This is a genomic window from Micromonospora sp. NPDC047756 (assembly GCF_055587245.1).
Map to the genome: position 1 here is coordinate 158,378 of NZ_JBVJGQ010000001.1, position 16,444 is coordinate 174,821.

16 protein-coding genes and 1 tRNA gene are annotated in these 16,444 nt (G+C 70.3%); 4 read left to right on the top strand and 13 right to left on the bottom strand.

Annotated elements, in window-relative coordinates; translation table 11 throughout:
* Positions 1–63 precede the first annotated feature (63 nt).
* Genes ACZ6NZ_RS00735 through ACZ6NZ_RS00745 form a run of 3 tightly spaced genes read right to left on the bottom strand, consistent with a single transcriptional unit; the run spans position 64 to position 2,887 of the window.
* Positions 64–645 carry a 2'-5' RNA ligase family protein gene (locus tag ACZ6NZ_RS00735; protein ID WP_387351020.1) on the bottom strand — a complete coding sequence of 194 codons (582 nt, stop codon included), beginning with the start codon at positions 643–645 and terminating at the stop codon, positions 64–66.
* 13 nt (positions 646–658) lie between these two features.
* The gene (trpS, locus tag ACZ6NZ_RS00740) at positions 659–1,684 is read right to left on the bottom strand and encodes a tryptophan--tRNA ligase (RefSeq protein ID WP_465854611.1); all 1,026 of its coding nucleotides are present in this window, start codon (positions 1,682–1,684) and stop codon (positions 659–661) included.
* Positions 1,685–1,717: 33 nt separating this feature from the next.
* On the bottom strand, positions 1,718–2,887 hold the full coding sequence (locus ACZ6NZ_RS00745; protein WP_465854613.1) for a hemolysin family protein: 1,170 nt from the start codon (positions 2,885–2,887) through the stop codon (positions 1,718–1,720).
* A 195-nt stretch (positions 2,888–3,082) separates the two neighbouring features.
* Between ACZ6NZ_RS00745 and galE the strand changes: the two genes are divergently transcribed.
* Positions 3,083–4,066 (top strand): UDP-glucose 4-epimerase GalE, encoded by a 984-nt coding sequence (gene galE, locus ACZ6NZ_RS00750; protein ID WP_210784772.1) that lies wholly within the window; start codon positions 3,083–3,085, stop codon positions 4,064–4,066.
* The gene (galK, locus tag ACZ6NZ_RS00755) at positions 4,063–5,232 is read left to right on the top strand and encodes a galactokinase (protein ID WP_465854615.1); all 1,170 of its coding nucleotides are present in this window, start codon (positions 4,063–4,065) and stop codon (positions 5,230–5,232) included. The genes galE and galK overlap by 4 nt, the downstream gene beginning before the upstream one ends.
* Before the next feature lie 121 nt (positions 5,233–5,353).
* On the opposite strand, the gene ACZ6NZ_RS00760 is transcribed toward galK, so the two are convergent.
* The 8 genes from ACZ6NZ_RS00760 to ACZ6NZ_RS00795 form a co-directional block, all read right to left on the bottom strand.
* Complete coding sequence (locus ACZ6NZ_RS00760; RefSeq protein WP_465855888.1) at positions 5,354–6,607, bottom strand: sulfate adenylyltransferase subunit 1; 1,254 nt, start codon at positions 6,605–6,607, stop codon at positions 5,354–5,356.
* 74 nt (positions 6,608–6,681) lie between these two features.
* Positions 6,682–7,593 carry a sulfate adenylyltransferase subunit CysD gene (cysD, locus tag ACZ6NZ_RS00765; protein WP_124862940.1) on the bottom strand — a complete coding sequence of 304 codons (912 nt, stop codon included), beginning with the start codon at positions 7,591–7,593 and terminating at the stop codon, positions 6,682–6,684.
* 75 nt (positions 7,594–7,668) lie between these two features.
* Positions 7,669–8,499 carry a 3'(2'),5'-bisphosphate nucleotidase CysQ gene (locus ACZ6NZ_RS00770; RefSeq protein ID WP_366605244.1) on the bottom strand — a complete coding sequence of 277 codons (831 nt, stop codon included), beginning with the start codon at positions 8,497–8,499 and terminating at the stop codon, positions 7,669–7,671.
* 132 nt (positions 8,500–8,631) lie between these two features.
* Complete coding sequence (gene pth, locus ACZ6NZ_RS00775) at positions 8,632–9,222, bottom strand: aminoacyl-tRNA hydrolase (RefSeq protein WP_465854618.1); 591 nt, start codon at positions 9,220–9,222, stop codon at positions 8,632–8,634.
* A gap of 94 nt (positions 9,223–9,316) precedes the next feature.
* Positions 9,317–10,012, bottom strand: coding sequence for a 50S ribosomal protein L25/general stress protein Ctc (locus tag ACZ6NZ_RS00780; RefSeq protein WP_366605248.1), 696 nt, complete (start codon positions 10,010–10,012; stop codon positions 9,317–9,319).
* A 331-nt stretch (positions 10,013–10,343) separates the two neighbouring features.
* Entirely contained in the window at positions 10,344–11,324 is a 981-nt protein-coding gene (locus ACZ6NZ_RS00785) for a ribose-phosphate diphosphokinase (protein ID WP_366605249.1), read from the bottom strand.
* 58 nt (positions 11,325–11,382) lie between these two features.
* The gene (gene glmU, locus ACZ6NZ_RS00790) at positions 11,383–12,915 is read right to left on the bottom strand and encodes a bifunctional UDP-N-acetylglucosamine diphosphorylase/glucosamine-1-phosphate N-acetyltransferase GlmU (RefSeq protein WP_465854620.1); all 1,533 of its coding nucleotides are present in this window, start codon (positions 12,913–12,915) and stop codon (positions 11,383–11,385) included.
* Positions 12,916–13,025: 110 nt separating this feature from the next.
* A tRNA-Gln gene (locus ACZ6NZ_RS00795) sits at positions 13,026–13,097 on the bottom strand.
* Between the two features lie 314 nt (positions 13,098–13,411).
* On the opposite strand from ACZ6NZ_RS00795, the gene ACZ6NZ_RS00800 reads away from it, so the two are divergent.
* Together ACZ6NZ_RS00800 and ACZ6NZ_RS00805 are read left to right on the top strand one after the other, a co-directional pair.
* Positions 13,412–14,377: an acyl-CoA desaturase gene (locus ACZ6NZ_RS00800; RefSeq protein WP_366605253.1), complete on the top strand. Its 966-nt coding sequence runs from the start codon at positions 13,412–13,414 to the stop codon at positions 14,375–14,377.
* A 224-nt stretch (positions 14,378–14,601) separates the two neighbouring features.
* Positions 14,602–15,300, top strand: a complete 699-nt coding sequence (locus ACZ6NZ_RS00805; protein ID WP_366605255.1) for a TetR/AcrR family transcriptional regulator — start codon at positions 14,602–14,604, stop codon at positions 15,298–15,300.
* A 6-nt stretch (positions 15,301–15,306) separates the two neighbouring features.
* On the opposite strand, the gene ACZ6NZ_RS00810 is transcribed toward ACZ6NZ_RS00805, so the two are convergent.
* Positions 15,307–15,783, bottom strand: coding sequence for a DUF4383 domain-containing protein (locus tag ACZ6NZ_RS00810; protein ID WP_366605256.1), 477 nt, complete (start codon positions 15,781–15,783; stop codon positions 15,307–15,309).
* 205 nt (positions 15,784–15,988) lie between these two features.
* Positions 15,989–16,444 carry a DUF4383 domain-containing protein gene (locus tag ACZ6NZ_RS00815; protein WP_465854623.1) on the bottom strand — a complete coding sequence of 152 codons (456 nt, stop codon included), beginning with the start codon at positions 16,442–16,444 and terminating at the stop codon, positions 15,989–15,991.

Genomic DNA, 16,444 nt, shown 5'->3' on the forward strand with positions numbered 1-16,444 from the left:
CTCCCGATGCTCGCCGGCCGGCGCGTCGCTGCTTCAGGTGCTGACGGCTCGGTTGCCGGCGTTTCAGGTGCCGAGGCAGAAGTCGCGACGCGGCTGCCACCTGGCCTGCCCGCTGTGCGAGAAGAGGGTGAACCCGTCGACCTCGAACATGGCGGAGAAGTCGGCCAGATCCTCGTACACCCGGTCCAGGGCCTCCGGCGCCACGTCCTGAGCCACCGTGACGTGCGGATGGTAGGGGAAGCGGAGTTCGCGGTGCAGGCCCGGCGCCGCGGCGATGGCCGCGGCCAGCAGCTCGCACTCGCTGATCCCGGCGGCCACCGCGACGAACACCACCTGGGTGACCGGACGGAACGTGCCGGTGCCCCGCAGGTGCAGGGTGAACGGCAGGTGCGCGGCGGCGACGGCGGCCAGGTGCCGCTCGACCGCCGGCAGGTTGGCCGTCCGGATCTCGGTGGGCCCGAGCAACGTCACGTGCGCGGGCACCGCCAGCGGATCACCGGCCTCGACCCGCCGCCGGGTGAGCAGGGCACCCCACGGCTCGGGGATGTCCACGGCGATGCCGATCTGGATGGTGTCGCCGGTCGGCGGCACCCCGCCACTGCGATCCACGCTTCGCGCCGCCCCTCCGAGCACCGAGCCGTCCACCTGTACCGCGGAGCTACTCGCCGCGCACGGGCGGGAAGAACCCGACCCGCTCGTACGCGGACCGCAGGGTCGCCGCGGCCACGGTGCGGGCCTTCTCCGCGCCGGCGGCCAGCAGCTTGTCCAACTGCGCCGGGTCGTCGAGGTAGGCGCGGGTGCGCTCCTGGATCGGCCGGACGAAGTCCGTCACCACCTCGGCCAGCTCCTTCTTCAGATCGCCGTAGCCACGGCCCGCGTAGGCGGCCACCAGCTCGTCGATGCCGCGGCCGCTGAGCGCCGAGTAGATGGTCAGCAGGTTGGACACACCCGGCTTGGTCTCGGTGTCGAAGACGATCTCCCGACCGGTGTCGGTCACCGCCGAACGGATCTTCTTCGCGGACCGGGCCGGGTCGTCGAGCAGGTCGATGATGCCGGCTGGCGAGGACGACGACTTCGACATCTTCGCGGTCGGGTCCTGCAGGTCGGTGATCTTGGCAGTGTCCTTGACGATGTGCGGCGCGGGCACCGTGAAGGTCGCGCCGAACAGCGAGTTGAAGCGCTGGGCCAGATCCCGGGAGAGTTCCAGGTGCTGGCGCTGGTCCTCGCCGACCGGGACCGCGTTGGCCTGGTAGAGCAGGATGTCGGCGGCCTGGAGCACCGGATAGGTGAACAGCCCGACGCTGGCCCGCTCGTTGCCCTGCTTCTGCGACTTGTCCTTGAACTGGGTCATCCGGCTGGCCTCGCCGAAGCCGGTGATGCAGCCGAGCACCCAGGCCAGCTGCGGGTGCTCGGGCACCTGCGACTGGACGAACAGCGTGCTGCGTTCCGGGTCGAGCCCGACCGCGAAGAGCTGGGCCGCGGCCACCCGGGTCCGCTGGCGCAGCAGCGCCGGATCGTGACCCGCGGTGATGGCGTGCAGGTCCACGACGCAGTAGAACGCGTCGTGGGTGTCCTGTAGCGCCACCCAGTGCCGCACCGCGCCGAGATAGTTGCCGAGGTGGAACGAGTCGGCTGTCGGCTGGATGCCGGAGAAGACGCGGGGCCGGGCGGGAACGTCGGACATGGCGATAATTCTGTCAGCAAGCAACCCGGTCCGTCATGACGGGCCGGCGGGTCGGCTCCGGCCCGCCGGTGCCGGGGCGCTGACCTCGCGTGGTTCGCCAGCGCCGACCCGGCGCGTCGGCCCGACCGATACCCGGCGGTGCTGCCCCGTCACCGCCTCCCGGGTCGGCTCGGGGCCGCCCGCCGGGGCCGACGTGACGTCGTACTCGCGGCGCTTGCCGGCGCTCTGCTCTCGGCGCTGATCGGTGGTGCGGGCGGCGGAAACGGCGAGTCGGGCCACCCGGCGGCCGTCCAACGTGAGCACCCGCAGCAGCCAGCCGGCCGGCAGCTCGGCCGGATCGGGTGCGCCGACCTCGGCGGGCGCAGCCGGCACCGGCACCTCGTCGCCGGTCACCGGGAGCCGGCCCAGCGCGGCCATGACGAACCCGCCCACCGTCTCGTACGGTCCGGCGGGCAGGGCCACCCCGGTCCGCTCGGCGAAGTCAGCGAGGTTGAGGCGACCGTCCACCACGGCCGGCAGGCCGGCACGCTCCGGGTCCGGGGTGGCGTCGTACTCGTCGTGGATCTCGCCGATCAACTCCTCGATGAGGTCCTCCAGGGTGACGATCCCGGCCGTGCCGCCGTACTCGTCGACCACCACAGCGAGGTGCTTGCCCTCTCGGCGCATCTCGGTCAGCGCGGCGAGCACCCGTTTGCTGCTCGGCAGCCGCTTCACCTCCCGGGCCAACTCGCCGACGGTGACGCACGGGTCGGCGTCCGGGCGCAGCAGTACGTCACGAAGGTGCACGAAGCCGACCACGTCGTCGTGCGTGCCGTCGGTGACCGGGTAACGGGTGTGCGTCTCGGCGCGGACCAGTCGGGCGGCTTCGACGATGGTCATCCGTGCCGGGAGGAAGACCACCTCGGTGCGCGGCATCATCACCTCGCGGATCAGACTGGCACCGGCCACCAGGACCTCGTCGATGATCCGCCGCTCGTCCGGGTCGAGCACGGTGTTCGCCGCGACAAGGTCCCGCAGGTCGGCCTCGGAGATGTGCTCCCGGCCGGCCGTCGGACCGGTCCCGAGTAGATCGGTGACGAGCCGGGTGGCACCGTCCGCGGCGCGAACCAGCACCCGGGCGACGGCCCGGGCGAGCGGGCCAGGGTCGCGGCGGGGGTGTGCCCGCGCGTGTCGCCGGAGCCCGGTACGGGCCGCTTCCCGCATGACAGAGATGGTAGACACCGTGGGCCCACCGCACCGGCGATCACGCGGAGCGGCGGAGAGATGTTCGGCTCTGTTTAATCATGAAAGATTATGATGGAATGGGGTTGGCGGTGGCGACGGCGAGAGTGCCGACCACCGCCCTAGTGTGATCACCGGAAGGCCACGTCCCGGGCGGGCCAGGCAGGAGGCAACGACGTGAAACTGCTCGTCACCGGGGGCGCCGGCTTCATCGGGAGCGTGGTGACCCGGATGCTGCTCGACGCGGGTCACCAGGTGGTCATCCTGGACGACCTGCGCACCGGCCACCGCGAGGCCCTCGCCCCGGACGCCACCCACGTGGAGGCGTCCATCCACGACGCCGCCCAGGTCATCACCGCGGACGCCGGTTTCGACGGGGTGCTGCACTTCGCCGCCCTGATCGCCGCCGGCGAGTCGATGGTCAAGCCGGAGCTGTACTGGCAGAACAACACCATCGGCACGCTCGCCCTGATCGACGCGGTCCGGGCCGCCGGGGTGCCCCGGATGGTCTTCTCCTCCACCGCCGCCGTCTACGGCAACCCCACCGAACTGCCCATCACCGAGAACGCGGTCAAGGCACCCACCAACACGTACGGCGCCACCAAACTCGCCGTCGACATGGCACTCACCTCCGAGGCGATCGCGCACGGGCTGGCCGCCGTGTCGCTGCGCTACTTCAACGTGGCCGGCGCCCACCTCGACGGCGACATCACCCTCGGCGAGCGGCACGACCCGGAGACGCACCTGATCCCGATCGCACTGGACGTCGCCGCCGGCCGGCGGGAGAAGCTCCAGCTCTTCGGGGACGACTACCCCACAGTGGACGGCACCTGCGTCCGCGACTACATCCACGTCGCCGACCTGGCCCGCGCGCATCTGCTGGCGCTGGACGCGGCCACCGGCGGTCAGCACCGGATCTACAACCTGGGCAACGGCAACGGCTTCACCAACCGTCAGGTCGTCGACGTGGTCCGCGAGGTCACCGGGCACCAACTGCCCGTCGAGGTCGCGCCGCGCCGCGAGGGCGACCCGGCCGAGTTGGTCGCATCCTCCGCACTGGCCCGCGACGAGCTGGGCTGGGTGCCGCAGAAGCCGACCCTGCACGACATGGTCGGGGATGCCTGGGCGTTCTACCGCACGCACATCCTGGGCCAGTCATGACCCACCCGAGCAGTGATGTCGCCGAGCGGGCCGCAGCCGGCTTCTCCGCGCAGTTCGGTGCCGAGGCCACCGGCCGCTGGGCCGCCCCGGGGCGGGTCAACCTGATCGGTGAGCACACCGACTACAACGAAGGCTTCGTGCTGCCCTTCGCCCTGCCGATGCGCACCGTCGTCGCCGCCGACCGGCAGGACGGCGAGCACTGGACGGTCTGGTCCGAACTCTCCGGCGAGTCGATCACCTTCGGCGCGGACGACGTAGCCGAGCCGGGTCGCGTCGCCGGCTGGGGCGCGTACGTCGCGGGTGTGGTCTGGGCGCTTCGCGAGGCCGGTCACCCGGTGCCCGGCGCCCGGCTGGCGATCGCCTCCGACGTGCCGCTGGGCGCCGGGCTCTCCTCCTCGGCCGCGCTGGAGTCGGCAGTGCTGGCCGCCCTGCTCGACCTCGGCGAGCTGAAGCTCGCCCCGGAACTGCAACCCCGACTGGCCCAGCGGGCGGAGAACGTCTACGTGGGTGCGCCGACCGGCATCATGGACCAGTCAGCGGCGATCCGCTGCCGCGCCGGGCACGCCCTCTTCCTCGACTGTCGGGACGAGTCGGTCGAGCACATCCCGTTCGACCTCGACGCCGACGGGCTGGCTGTGCTGGTCATCGACAGCCGCGCCCCGCACCGCCACGCCGACGGGGAGTACGCGGCCCGCCGTCGCTCCTGCGAGGCCGGGGCCGACGCGCTCGGCGTCACCGCGCTGCGGGACGTGAGCATCGACCAGCTCGACGCCGCGCTGGCCCGGCTCGACGACGAGGAGACCCGGCGACGGGTCCGGCACGTGGTGACCGAGGACCAGCGCGTACTGGACACGGTGGCGTTGCTCCGCGCCGCCCGGGTCCGCGACATCGGCCCGCTGCTGACCGCCTCCCACGTCTCGATGCGCGACGACTTCGAGATCACCGTGCCGGAGATCGACACCGCGGTCGAGGCAGCGTTGGCCGCCGGCGCGCTGGGCGCCCGGATGACCGGCGGCGGCTTCGGCGGCTGCGTGCTGGCCCTCATCGAGGTCGACAGTGCCGACGCGGTGACCGCTGCCGTGTCCGACGCGTACGCCCAACGGGGTTTCACCGCCCCCGACACCGCAACGGTCCTCCCCTCCCCCGGCGCCACCCGCCTGCCCTAACCCCCACCCACCCACCCCGGGCCGGCGGTGATCAAGAGGTTTGCGTCAGTTCCAGGCCGAATCCTGACGCAAAGCTCTTGATCACCCGCCTCGGGCGGGGGTGGGGTGGGGTGGGGTGGGGTTAGCTGGCTTCGACGATCATGGCGGCGCCCACCGTGCGGTTGGTCGCCTCGTCGATGATGACGAAGCCGCCGGTGGTGCGGTTACGGCGGTACTCGTCGGCCAGCAGCGGCACCGTCGTACGCAGTCGTACCCGGCCGATCTCGTTGAGCCGCAGTTCGTCGGCGGACTCGTCGCGGTGCAGGGAGTTGATGTCCAGCCGGTAGTGCAGCCCGCGCACGATCGCCCGTGCCGACCGGGTGGTGTGCTTGATCGCGTACCGGCCGCGGACCCGTAGCGGGGCCGTCTCGTCCATCCAGCAGACCATCGCCTCGATGTCCTGGGCCACCGCCGGCGCGTTGTTCGGCCGGCAGATCAGGTCACCCCGCGAAATGTCGATCTCGTCGGCCAGTCGTACCGTCACCGACATCGGCGGGAACGCCTCCGCGACCGGCCCGTCGGCGGTCTCCACGGCGGCGATCCGGCTGGTGAAGCCGGAGGGCAGCACCATCACCTCGTCGCCCGGCTTCAGCACGCCGGAGGCGACCTGGCCGGCGTAGCCGCGGTAGTCGGTGACAGTGGTCGACTGCGGACGGATCACGTACTGCACCGGGAACCGGACGTCGACCAGGTTGCGGTCGCTGGCGATGTGCACCCGCTCCAGGTGGTGCAGCAGCGACGGGCCCTCGTACCAGGGCATGTTGTCCGACCGGCTGACGATGTTGTCGCCGCGCAACGCGGAGACCGGCACCACTGTCAGGTCCGGTACGTCGAGCTTCGCCGCGAATGCGGTGAACTCGTCGGCGATCCGCTCGTAGACCTCCTGCGACCAATCGACGAGGTCCATCTTGTTGACACAGAGGACCAGGTGCGGCACCCGCAGCAGGGAGCAGAGGAACGCGTGCCGGCGGGACTGCTCGACGAGGCCCTTACGCGCGTCCACCAGGATCAACGCCAGGTCCGCCGTCGACGCGCCGGTGACCATGTTCCGGGTGTACTGGATGTGGCCCGGGGTGTCGGCGATGATGAACTTGCGCCGGGGGGTGGCGAAGTACCGGTACGCCACGTCGATGGTGATGCCCTGCTCCCGCTCGGCACGCAGACCGTCGGTGAGCAACGCCAGGTTGGTGTATTCGTCGCCGCGGGCCGCGCTGACCGCCTCCACGGCGGCCAACTGGTCGGTGAAGAGCGACTTGGTGTCGTAGAGCAGCCGCCCGATCAGGGTCGACTTCCCGTCGTCCACGCTGCCGGCGGTGGCGAACCGCAGCAGGTCCATCGGCCGGGCCTCCGACCCGGCACCGGCGACAGCCCGCGCGTCCGCGCTCGCGGCGGCCACGATCTCGGTACTCATCAGAAGTAGCCCTCCCGCTTGCGGTCCTCCATGGCGGCCTCGCTGACCCGGTCGTCACCACGGGTGGCGCCGCGCTCGGTGATCCGGGTGGCCGCCACCTCCTCGATGACCTTCTCCACGGTGTCCGCGTCGGAGCGGACCGCGGCGGTGCAGGAGGCGTCGCCGACGGTGCGGTATCGCACCTGTGCCTTGAACCGCTCCTCACCCGCGCGGGGGCGGAAGAACTCGTTGACGGCGTAGAACATGCCGTCCCGCTCGATCACCTCGCGCTCGTGCGCGTAGTAGATCGACGGCAGCGGGATGCGTTCCCGGGCGATGTAGTGCCACACGTCCAGCTCGGTCCAGTTGGACAGCGGGAAGACCCGGATCGACTCGCCCGGATGGTGCCGGCCGTTGTACAGCGACCACAGCTCCGGCCGCTGGTTCTTCGGATCCCACTGACCGAACTCGTCGCGGAAGCTGAACACCCGCTCCTTGGCCCGGGCCTTCTCCTCGTCGCGGCGGGCGCCACCGAACAGCGCGTCGAAGCGGTGCTTCTCGACGGCGTCCAGCAGCACCGGTGTCTGGATCCGGTTGCGCATGCCGTCACCGGACTCCCGGACCATGCCGCTGGCCAGGGCCTCCGGCACGCTCGCCACCACGAGTTGCAACCCCAGCTCGGCGACCCGTTGGTCGCGGTATTCCAGGACCTCGGGGAAGTTGTGCCCGGTGTCGACGTGCATCACCGGGAAGGGGATGTTGGCGGGAGCGAACGCCTTCTGCGCGAGCCGCAGCATGACGATCGAGTCCTTGCCACCGGAGAAGAGCATCACCGGGCGTTCCATCTCGGCGACCACCTCGCGCATCACGAAGATGCTCTCCGCTTCCAGGGCGTCCAGGTGGGAGACCTGGTAGGCCGCGGGGGTGGTCATGACAGCGGCTCGATTCGCTCGCTCATCCGATTTCCAGACCTTTCCGGTCGGGCATGTCAAGAAAGTGCGCTCAGGCTACCCGGAATGTTTCTGCAGCGCTGCAAGCAACCGGGTGGCGAGATCCTTGCGGCAGACCAGGAGGTCGGGCAGCCGCGGATCCGCCTCGTTGTATTTCAGCGCAGAACCGTCGATCCGGGAAGCGTGCAGTCCGGTGGCCGTCGCCACAGCGATCGGTGCCGCCGAGTCCCACTCGTACTGCCCACCTGCGTGGATGTACGCATCCACCTCGCCGGTGACCACTGCGGCGATTTTCGCTCCGGCCGAGCCCATCGGCACCAGGTGCGCCCCGACGTCCTCGGCCAGATCGGTCAGGAAGACCGGCGGCCGGCTCCGGCTCGCGGCCAGGCGGATCTTCCGCTCGCCGGCCGTCGCCGCCTCCACGGTCATCGGCGGGTACGCCGGCGGGTAGTCGGTGCCCAGCACCCGGTGCTGCGCCGGCAACCCCACCGCCCCGGCGACGAGCCCGTGCGGGCTCGGCGCGTTGCGGGCCCAGAGCGCCACGTGCACCGCCCAGTCCGAGCGGCCCTCCTCGGAGAACTCCCGGGTGCCGTCCAACGGGTCGACGATCCACACCCGGTCCGCGTTCAGCCGGGACACCGCTCCGGTGTTGACCTCCGCGGCCCAGGCCAACCGCGACCCCTCGTCCTCCTCGGAGAGCACCGCGTCACCCGGACGCCACTTCGCCAACTCCGTGCGGATCAGGTCGTGCGACACCTTGTCCCCGGCCGACTTGAGCGCACCGGCGTCGGAGAACCCCATCTCCGTACGCAGGTCGAGCAGCGCCTGCCCGGCCCGGGAGGCCAACCATCGGGCGAACGCGCCATCGATCATCGGAGGACTGCTCATCTGTCCGCTCCCGTCGCCTCGCCGCGCTGCCCGCACGGGCCGATCCGCCGCGACTCGCGTCGCCGGTCGCGGCACGCTGAAAGGCGCAGACTACCGGCCCGCCGTTTCCGATTCGGGTACGCCCCGCCCGGCTCAGCCGCCGTGGTAGAGGTTCTGGGTCGGCTCCACGCCCTTGGTGATCACCGACTCCACCATGTCGGCGGCCCGGTCCACCAGGAAATCCAACTCCTTGCGCTCGGCCGCGCCAAAATCCGACAGCACGTAATCCGCCGGATCCTGCCGCCCCGGCGGTCGGCCGACGCCGAACCGCACCCGGGCGTAGTCCTTGGTCCCCAACGACTTCGACATCGAGCGCAGGCCGTTGTGGCCGCCCTCGCCGCCGCCGAACTTGACCCGCACCTGACCGAAGCCGATGTCCAGCTCGTCATGCACCGCGATCACCTGCGCGGCCGGCACCTTGTAGAACTGTGCCAGGGCAGCGACCGGCCCGCCGGACAGGTTCATGTACGTCAGTGGTTTGACCAGCACCAGCTTCGGCCCACCGAACCCCAGCCGCGCCTCGGCCACCTCGGCCACCGCCCGCTTGTGCCGGCCGAAGCGCGCACCCACCCGCCCGGCCAGAAGCTCAGCCACCATGAACCCGACGTTGTGCCGGTTGCCGGCGTACTCCCGGCCCGGGTTGCCCAGGCCGACCACCAGCCACGGCCCCGCCTCGTCTGTCACGACCCGTCCCTTCCGACGTCCACCGCAGCGACTCCCGATATGCCGACAGGCGCCCCCGAACATCCGGGGACGCCTGTCGCACAGTACGAACCGATCAGGCCTCGGTACGCGCCTCGGTCGTCTCGCCACCCTCGGCCGGGGCCTCGTCCGCGCCCTCGGAGCCCTCGGTCGTCTCGCCAACCTCGGCCTCGGCCTCGTCGGTGGCGACCTCGACGTCGGGCAGCGTCGCCTCGAGCTGCTCGGCGGTCGGGGCGGCGGTCACCGACGCGACGGTCAGCTCCGAATCGGCGGCCAGCTCGACGCCGGCCGGCAGCGTGACATCGCCGGCGGTCACCTGGGTGCCCGCCTCCATGCCCTCGATCGACGCCTCGAGGTGGTCCGGAACCTTGGTGGCGTCCGCGGTCACCGACAGGGTGTCGTGGTCGTGCACGATCAGGGTGTCGCGGGCGGCCTCGCCGGTCAGCTGGACCGGGACCTCGACGGTGACCTTCTCGCCCCGGCGGACCAGGATCAGGTCGACGTGGTCGAAGGTGTCGCGGATCGGGTCACGCTGGATCGCCTTCGGCAGCGCCAGCACCTGGGTGCCGTCGGTGATGTCGATCGCGAAGAGCTGGTTGGCACCGCCCTTGCGGATCGCGGCGGCGAACTCCCGCGACGGCAGCGCGATGTGCTTGGGCTTCTCGCCGTGGCCGTACAGCACGGCGGGCACCTTGCCGGCCCGGCGGGTACGGCGGGCACCACCCTTGCCGAACTCGGTACGGGGCTCGGCGCTGATCTTTACCTCGGACACGGGGAAACTCCTGATGCTTTTCGCTGCGGCGGCTTGTCGTCTAACGGTGCTGGGCGAGGGGCTCGCTGGGGCTCATGCGTCATGAACGACTGCCCGGAGCACCGCGTCGATGACGGTGCCTCCGTGCGGCGCTTTTCAGCGGCCCGCCGGGCACCCTCGCCGTGGCAACCGCACCAGTCTACCCGAGCTGTTTCCAGGGTTTCCGGCAGTCCCCGATCACGGCTCAGGGCCGGCGCGTCGGTGGCGCTCCCACCAGCGTGCCGGCCCCGTTTCCACCAGTTTGCCAGCCCCGCCCCCACCGGCGCGCCGAGTGGGGAAACGGGGCTCAGGCTCAGCTCAGGCCACCGAAGAGGGTGGTCACCGAGCCGTCGTCGAAGACCTCGCGGATCGCCCGCGCCAGCAGCGGCGCGATCGACAGCACGGTGAGCTTGTCCAGTTGCTTCTCCGGCGGGAGCGGCAGGGTGTTCGTCACCACGATCTCGCTGATCGAGCCGTTCTTCAGCCGCTCGGTGGCCGGGTCGGACAGCAGCGCGTGGGTGGACGCGACAACGATCTCCGCCGCGCCCGACTCCTTGAGGATGTCCGCGGCCTTGGCGATGGTGCCACCGGTATCGATCATGTCGTCGACGATCAGGCAGACCCGGCCCTCCACCTCGCCGACGACCCGGTTCGCCACGACCTGGTTCGGCTTCATCGGGTCACGGGTCTTGTGGATGAACGCCAGCGGGCACCCGCCCAACCGGTCGGTCCACCGCTCGGCCACCCGCACCCGGCCTGAATCCGGTGCCACCACTGTCATCGGCCGGCCGGCGTACTTGTGCTCCACGTACTCGGCGAGGATGTCCATCGCGAAGAGGTGGTCCACCGGGCCGTCGAAGAAGCCCTGGATCTGCGCGGTGTGCAGGTCGACGGTGAGGATGCGGTTCGCGCCGGCGGTCTTCAGCAGGTCCGCCACCAGGCGGGCCGAGATCGGCTCCCGACCGCGGTGCTTCTTGTCCTGGCGGGCGTACGGGTAGAACGGCAGCACCACGGTGATCCGCTTGGCCGACCCCCGCTTCAGCGCGTCCACCATGATCAGGGTCTCCATGACCCAGGTGTTCACCCCGTGCGTGACGGACTGCACCACGAAGGCGTCCGAACCACGTACCGAGTCCTTGAACCGTACGAAGATCTCGCCGTTGGCGAACTCGTACGCGTCGGCCGGCGTCGGCGCGACGCCGAGCACCTCGCCGATCTCCTTGGCCAACTCCGGAAAGCCACGTCCGGAAAAGAGCATCAGGCTTTTGCGGTTTTCGGCGACGATGCTGCCCATGGGCCCGTCTGCTCCCGTTATGTCGGCGGTACCCGACCCGGTGGTGGTGGGTCGGGGACTATTCGGTTGCAGTATCTCCCGTGCCGGATGCGCCGCCCACCGTCTCGGTCGCCCCGTGGATTGCCTCACTGTGGCTTGCGGCACCAGGCGTACCGGCCACACCCTTCGCGTCGCGGGCCCGCTGCGCCGCCTCCGCCGCGGCAGTGCCGGCGCGCCGCTTGACGACCCAGCCCTCGATGTTGCGCTGGCGCGCCCGGGCGACACCCATCGCCCCGGCCGGCACGTCGTCGACGATCACCGAACCAGCCGCCGTGTACGCCCCGTCGCCCACCTCGACCGGTGCCACGAACATGTTGTCCGCACCGGTCCGCGCGTGGCTGCCGATCACCGTGCGGTGCTTGTTGACGCCGTCGTAGTTCACGAAGACGGACGCGGCGCCGATGTTGGTCTGCTCGCCGATCGTCGCGTCGCCGACGTACGTCAGGTGCGGCACCTTCGCGCCGGCGCCGATCTGCGAGTTCTTCACCTCGACGAACGTGCCGATCTTCGCCTTCTCGGCCAACTGGGCGGCCGGCCGCAGGTACGCGTACGGCCCGACGGTCGCGCCCGCGCCCACCTCGGCGCCGACGGCGTGGCTGCGGATCACCGACGCGGCGGGGCCGACGATCGTGTCGATCAGGGTGACGTCCGGCCCGATCAGCGCGCCCGCGCCGATGACCGTCCCGCCGCGCAACTGGGTGTTCTGGTCGACGACCGCGTCCCGGTCCAGCGCGACCGTCACGTCGATCCAGGTGGTGGCGGGGTCGAGCAGGCTCACCCCGGTGCGCATCCACGCCTCGTTGATCCGGTCGCGCAGCAGCCGACGCAGCGTGGCCAGTTCCACCCGGTCGTTGCAGCCCAACGTCTCGACGTGGTCCACGGCGACGTGCACCGCCACCGGCTCGCCGGCGGAACGAAGCAGACCGAAGACGTCGGTCAGGTACTCCTCGCCCTGGTCGTTGTCGGTGGAGAGCTTGCCCAGCGCCTCGCGCAGCCGCACCGCGTCGAACGCGTAGATACCGGCGTTGATCTCCCGGATCGCGCGCTGCGTCGGGTCGGCGTCGCGCTCCTCGACGATCTGCTCCAGGCGCCCGTCGGCGTCCCGGACGATCCGCCCGAGGCCGGTCGGGTCGGGCACCTCGGCGGCCAGCACCGTGGCCGCCGCGGCGGCCTCCTCGTGCGCGGTCACCAGCGCGCCCACCGTCTCCGGGCGCAGCAGGGGCACGTCACCGTTGATCACCACCACGGTGCCGGGCCCTTCCGGTACGGCCTCCAGCGCGATCCGTACGGCATGTCCGGTGCCGAGCTGCTCGGCCTGGAGCACCGGGGTGGCGTCCGGGGCGATCTCGGACAGGTGCGCCCGCACCTGGTCGGCGCCGTGCCCCACCACGACGACGGTGCGGTCCGCGCCCAACGGGGTGGCGGCGCTCAGCACGTGACCGACAAGCGTCCGGCCGAGCAGGGGGTGCAGCACCTTGGGCAGTGTCGACTTCATCCGCTTGCCCTCACCGGCGGCAAGCACGACGACGGTACGGAGGTGGGGCTGGGGCACGACGTGGCTCCCGTCGGGACGGCGGACACTCTCGCGGCCATGCTAGCCGCGAGGCCCGGCACGTTCCCCTCTTACCCCCACCGGGCCCTAAAACGGACGCAGGTGGGCAGCTCGGCCGCCAGGGTTCGAACCTGAAATACGGGTACCAAAGACCCGGGTGTTGCCAATTACACCACGGCCGATCTGCGACGCGAGCACGTCGCACGAGGGATGGACACCCCGCCGCTACACCTTAGCGCCCCGGCCGTCGGACGCCAGCGCTCATCCCACCGCACGGCGAGCGGTCGATGCCGTGAACCGTTCCAGGGGCGCTCGGTCCGCACCTTGGCCACCCCCTCACCGGATCGACCGGGTTCCCGCCACAGAGCCGTTTGACCTGCGACTTCGAGCGGCTACGCGAAGGCGATTCCAAACTTCCCCGTGCGATCTACTGTCCCGTAAGTTACGGTGACGTAGGCGTAACTTAGTGATCGTCTCCATCCCCCTGCGAGGTCCCATGTCCACTGCTGTTCTCGATCCCAACACCGCCGCCCCCGGCCCCAAACCGCTCACCGACGGCAGCCAGTCCCCTGGCATCCTGGCCGCCCTCTGGGCGTTCGTGGTGATCCCCTTCGTCGCTCTGCTGGTCGCCGTTCCGGTGGCGTGGGGCGGCTGGCTCGGCTGGACCGACGTGATCATCGGACTCGTCTGGTACGTCGTCTCCGGGCTCGGCATCACCGTCGGCTTCCACCGCTACTTCACACACGGCTCGTTCAAGGCCAAGCGGTGGCTGCGGGTGACTCTGGCGGTCGCGGGTTCACTGGCGGTACAGGGCGAGATCATTCAGTGGGTCGCCGACCACCGTCGCCACCACGCGTTCTCCGACCTGGAGGGTGACCCGCACTCGCCGTGGCGCTTCGGCACCAGCTTCTGGGCGTTGACCCGGGGCCTGTTCCACGCACACGTGGGCTGGCTCTTCCGCCGGGAGCTGTCCAACCGGGGGCGTTTCGCACCGGACCTCGTCGCCGACCGGGACATCAGCCGGGTCGACCGGCTCTTCCCCGCGCTGGTGGCCATCTCGCTGCTCGGCCCGGCGCTGATCGGCGGTCTGGTGACCTGGTCCTGGCAGGGCGCGCTGACCGCGTTCTTCTGGGCCGGGCTGGTCCGGATCGGCCTCCTGCACCACGTCACCTGGGCGATCAACTCGGTGTGCCACGTCTACGGCGAGCGTCCGTTCGCGATGCGCCAGGGTGACCGCGCGTCGAACTTCTGGCCGCTGGCGATCCTGTCGTTCGGCGAGAGCTGGCACAACCTGCACCACGCCGACCCGACCAGCGCCCGGCACGGTGTGTTGCGCGGTCAGGTGGACATCTCCGCCCGGGTGATCTGGTTGTTCGAGAAGACCGGCGCGGCGACGCAGGTGCGCTGGCCAAAGCCCGAGCGCCTGGCCGCCAAGCTGGTGAAGCCGGTCGCACCCCGCTGAAACCGGGCGGTGCACGACGAAGCCGCCTGGCAGGATGGCCGGGTGACCGAGCCATGCGGGGGGACCAGGCGGCTCGGCGGACGGGGAGCCGAGCCCGATCCGGGTACGGTCGAACGGCGCGTCAGGGCGGTCGAACCGCCCGACAGTTAGGCGACGACGTGAACGGGCACAGCGGAGGAACCATTCCACGGCAGGGCGTCACCGAGCGCCAGCGAGGCGGCGACATGCCTGAGGTCAGCGACGACACGGCGGCAGCTGTCGGCGGCCGACGGGCGACGCCGACGGCGGCACCGAAAGCCAAAGCTCCCTCCCGGGTCCGCATGTCGGCGGCCCAACGCCGGGAGCAGTTGATCGCGACCGGCCGGCAACTCTTCGCGGAACGCGGTTTCGACGCCACCTCCATCGAGGAGGTGGCGGCCCGCGCCAAGGTCTCCAAGCCGGTGGTGTACGAGCACTTCGGTGGCAAGGAAGGGCTCTACGCGGTGGTGGTGGACCGGGAGGTCCGGGCCCTGCTGGACCGGATCACCACGGCGTTGACCGCCGGGCATCCGCGGGAGCTCCTGGAACAGGCGGCGCTCGCCCTGCTGACCTACATCGAGGAGGAGACCAGCGGTTTCCGGGTGCTGGTCCGCGAGTCGCCGCTGATGTCCGGCACGGCCAACTTCAGCAGCGTCATGAACGACGTGGCGCACCAGGTCGAGCACATCCTGGGCGCCGAGTACAAGAGTCGCGGGTACGACCCGAAGCTCGCCGAACTGTACTCACAGGCGCTGGTCGGCATGGTGGCGTTGACCGGTCGCTGGTGGTTGGAGGTGCGTAAGCCGCGCAAGGAGACGGTGGCGGCTCACCTCGTCAACCTGGCCTGGAACGGGTTGTCGCACCTGGAGGCCAAGCCCACGCTGATCACCGCGCGGCGTAACTGACCCCGATCAGCGGCGGTGCACGTCGGCCACCGGGTGCTTGCGGTGCTCCAACTCCGCCTCGGCGGATTCCGGTGGGCCGACCTTGTCGTAGAGGCCGGTGCCGAGCAGGATCAGGCCGAACAGCATCGACACGATCACTGTCGACATCGAGAAGTTGAGAATGTTCGCCTCGGTCTGCAGCACCGACATCGTCAGGATGCTGGTCACCAGGAACACCACGCCCGCTGTGAGGTTCATGTAGTGGCCGAGGTTGGTACGCCGCGACGCCCCGATGATCAGGACGACCCCGAAGATCACCGAGGCGAGTGAGAAGGCCAGGTTGGTCCGGAGCCCGAGGGCCCAGGTGCTGTTGCGGGCGAAGAGCGGATCCCCGATCGTCTCGGCGACACCCCACACGCCGAAGACCAGGATGTAGACGCCGATCAGCCCGGAGAGGACCCGGTAGAGCGGCCGTGCCGGATGGTTGACCGGAAAATGCGGCATACCCAGACCCCCTGATGTGACCGTTTCAGGAGGATTGTCGCCCAGGCCAGACCCGACTGTCCGAAGAACACCAATGCCGGAAACATCCGCCGATTGGCTGGACCAGGTCAGTTTTCCGCCGGAGCCCGAGCTGCGCAGGGATCAAGCCTGACCGCCCGGAGCAGCTCGGGCTCCGGCGGAAAACCCACGACCGCAACCCAGAAGATCAGAGCACCAGCCGAGCCTTCTGAAACGCCTCCGCCTCATCGTCCGTGCCGACCTTGCCGTACATGCCGACCATGAGCAGCACCAGAGCGGCCGTCATCACCACGATCACCGTGGTGATGCTGAAGTTGAAGATGTTGGCGTCGGTCCGGATGAACGCGAGACCGGCCAGGCTGACCACCATGAGGCCGTACGCCAGCCACTGGTTGATCGCCACGTCGATGTTGCGGCCGAGCGCGGTGCCGACCAGCACGACGACCCCGACCAGCACGCTGAACAGCGAGAAGCCGAGGTTGGTGCCCTGACCGAGAACCCGGGTGTCGTCCTGAGCGAGGATCTCGTTGCCGGTGCTGGCGATGATGCCGAGCACACCGAAGACCACCAGGTACAGACCGGTCAGCCCGCCGATCGCCCGGTAGATCGGCCGCGCGGGGTGGTTGACGGGGGTGTGTGCCAT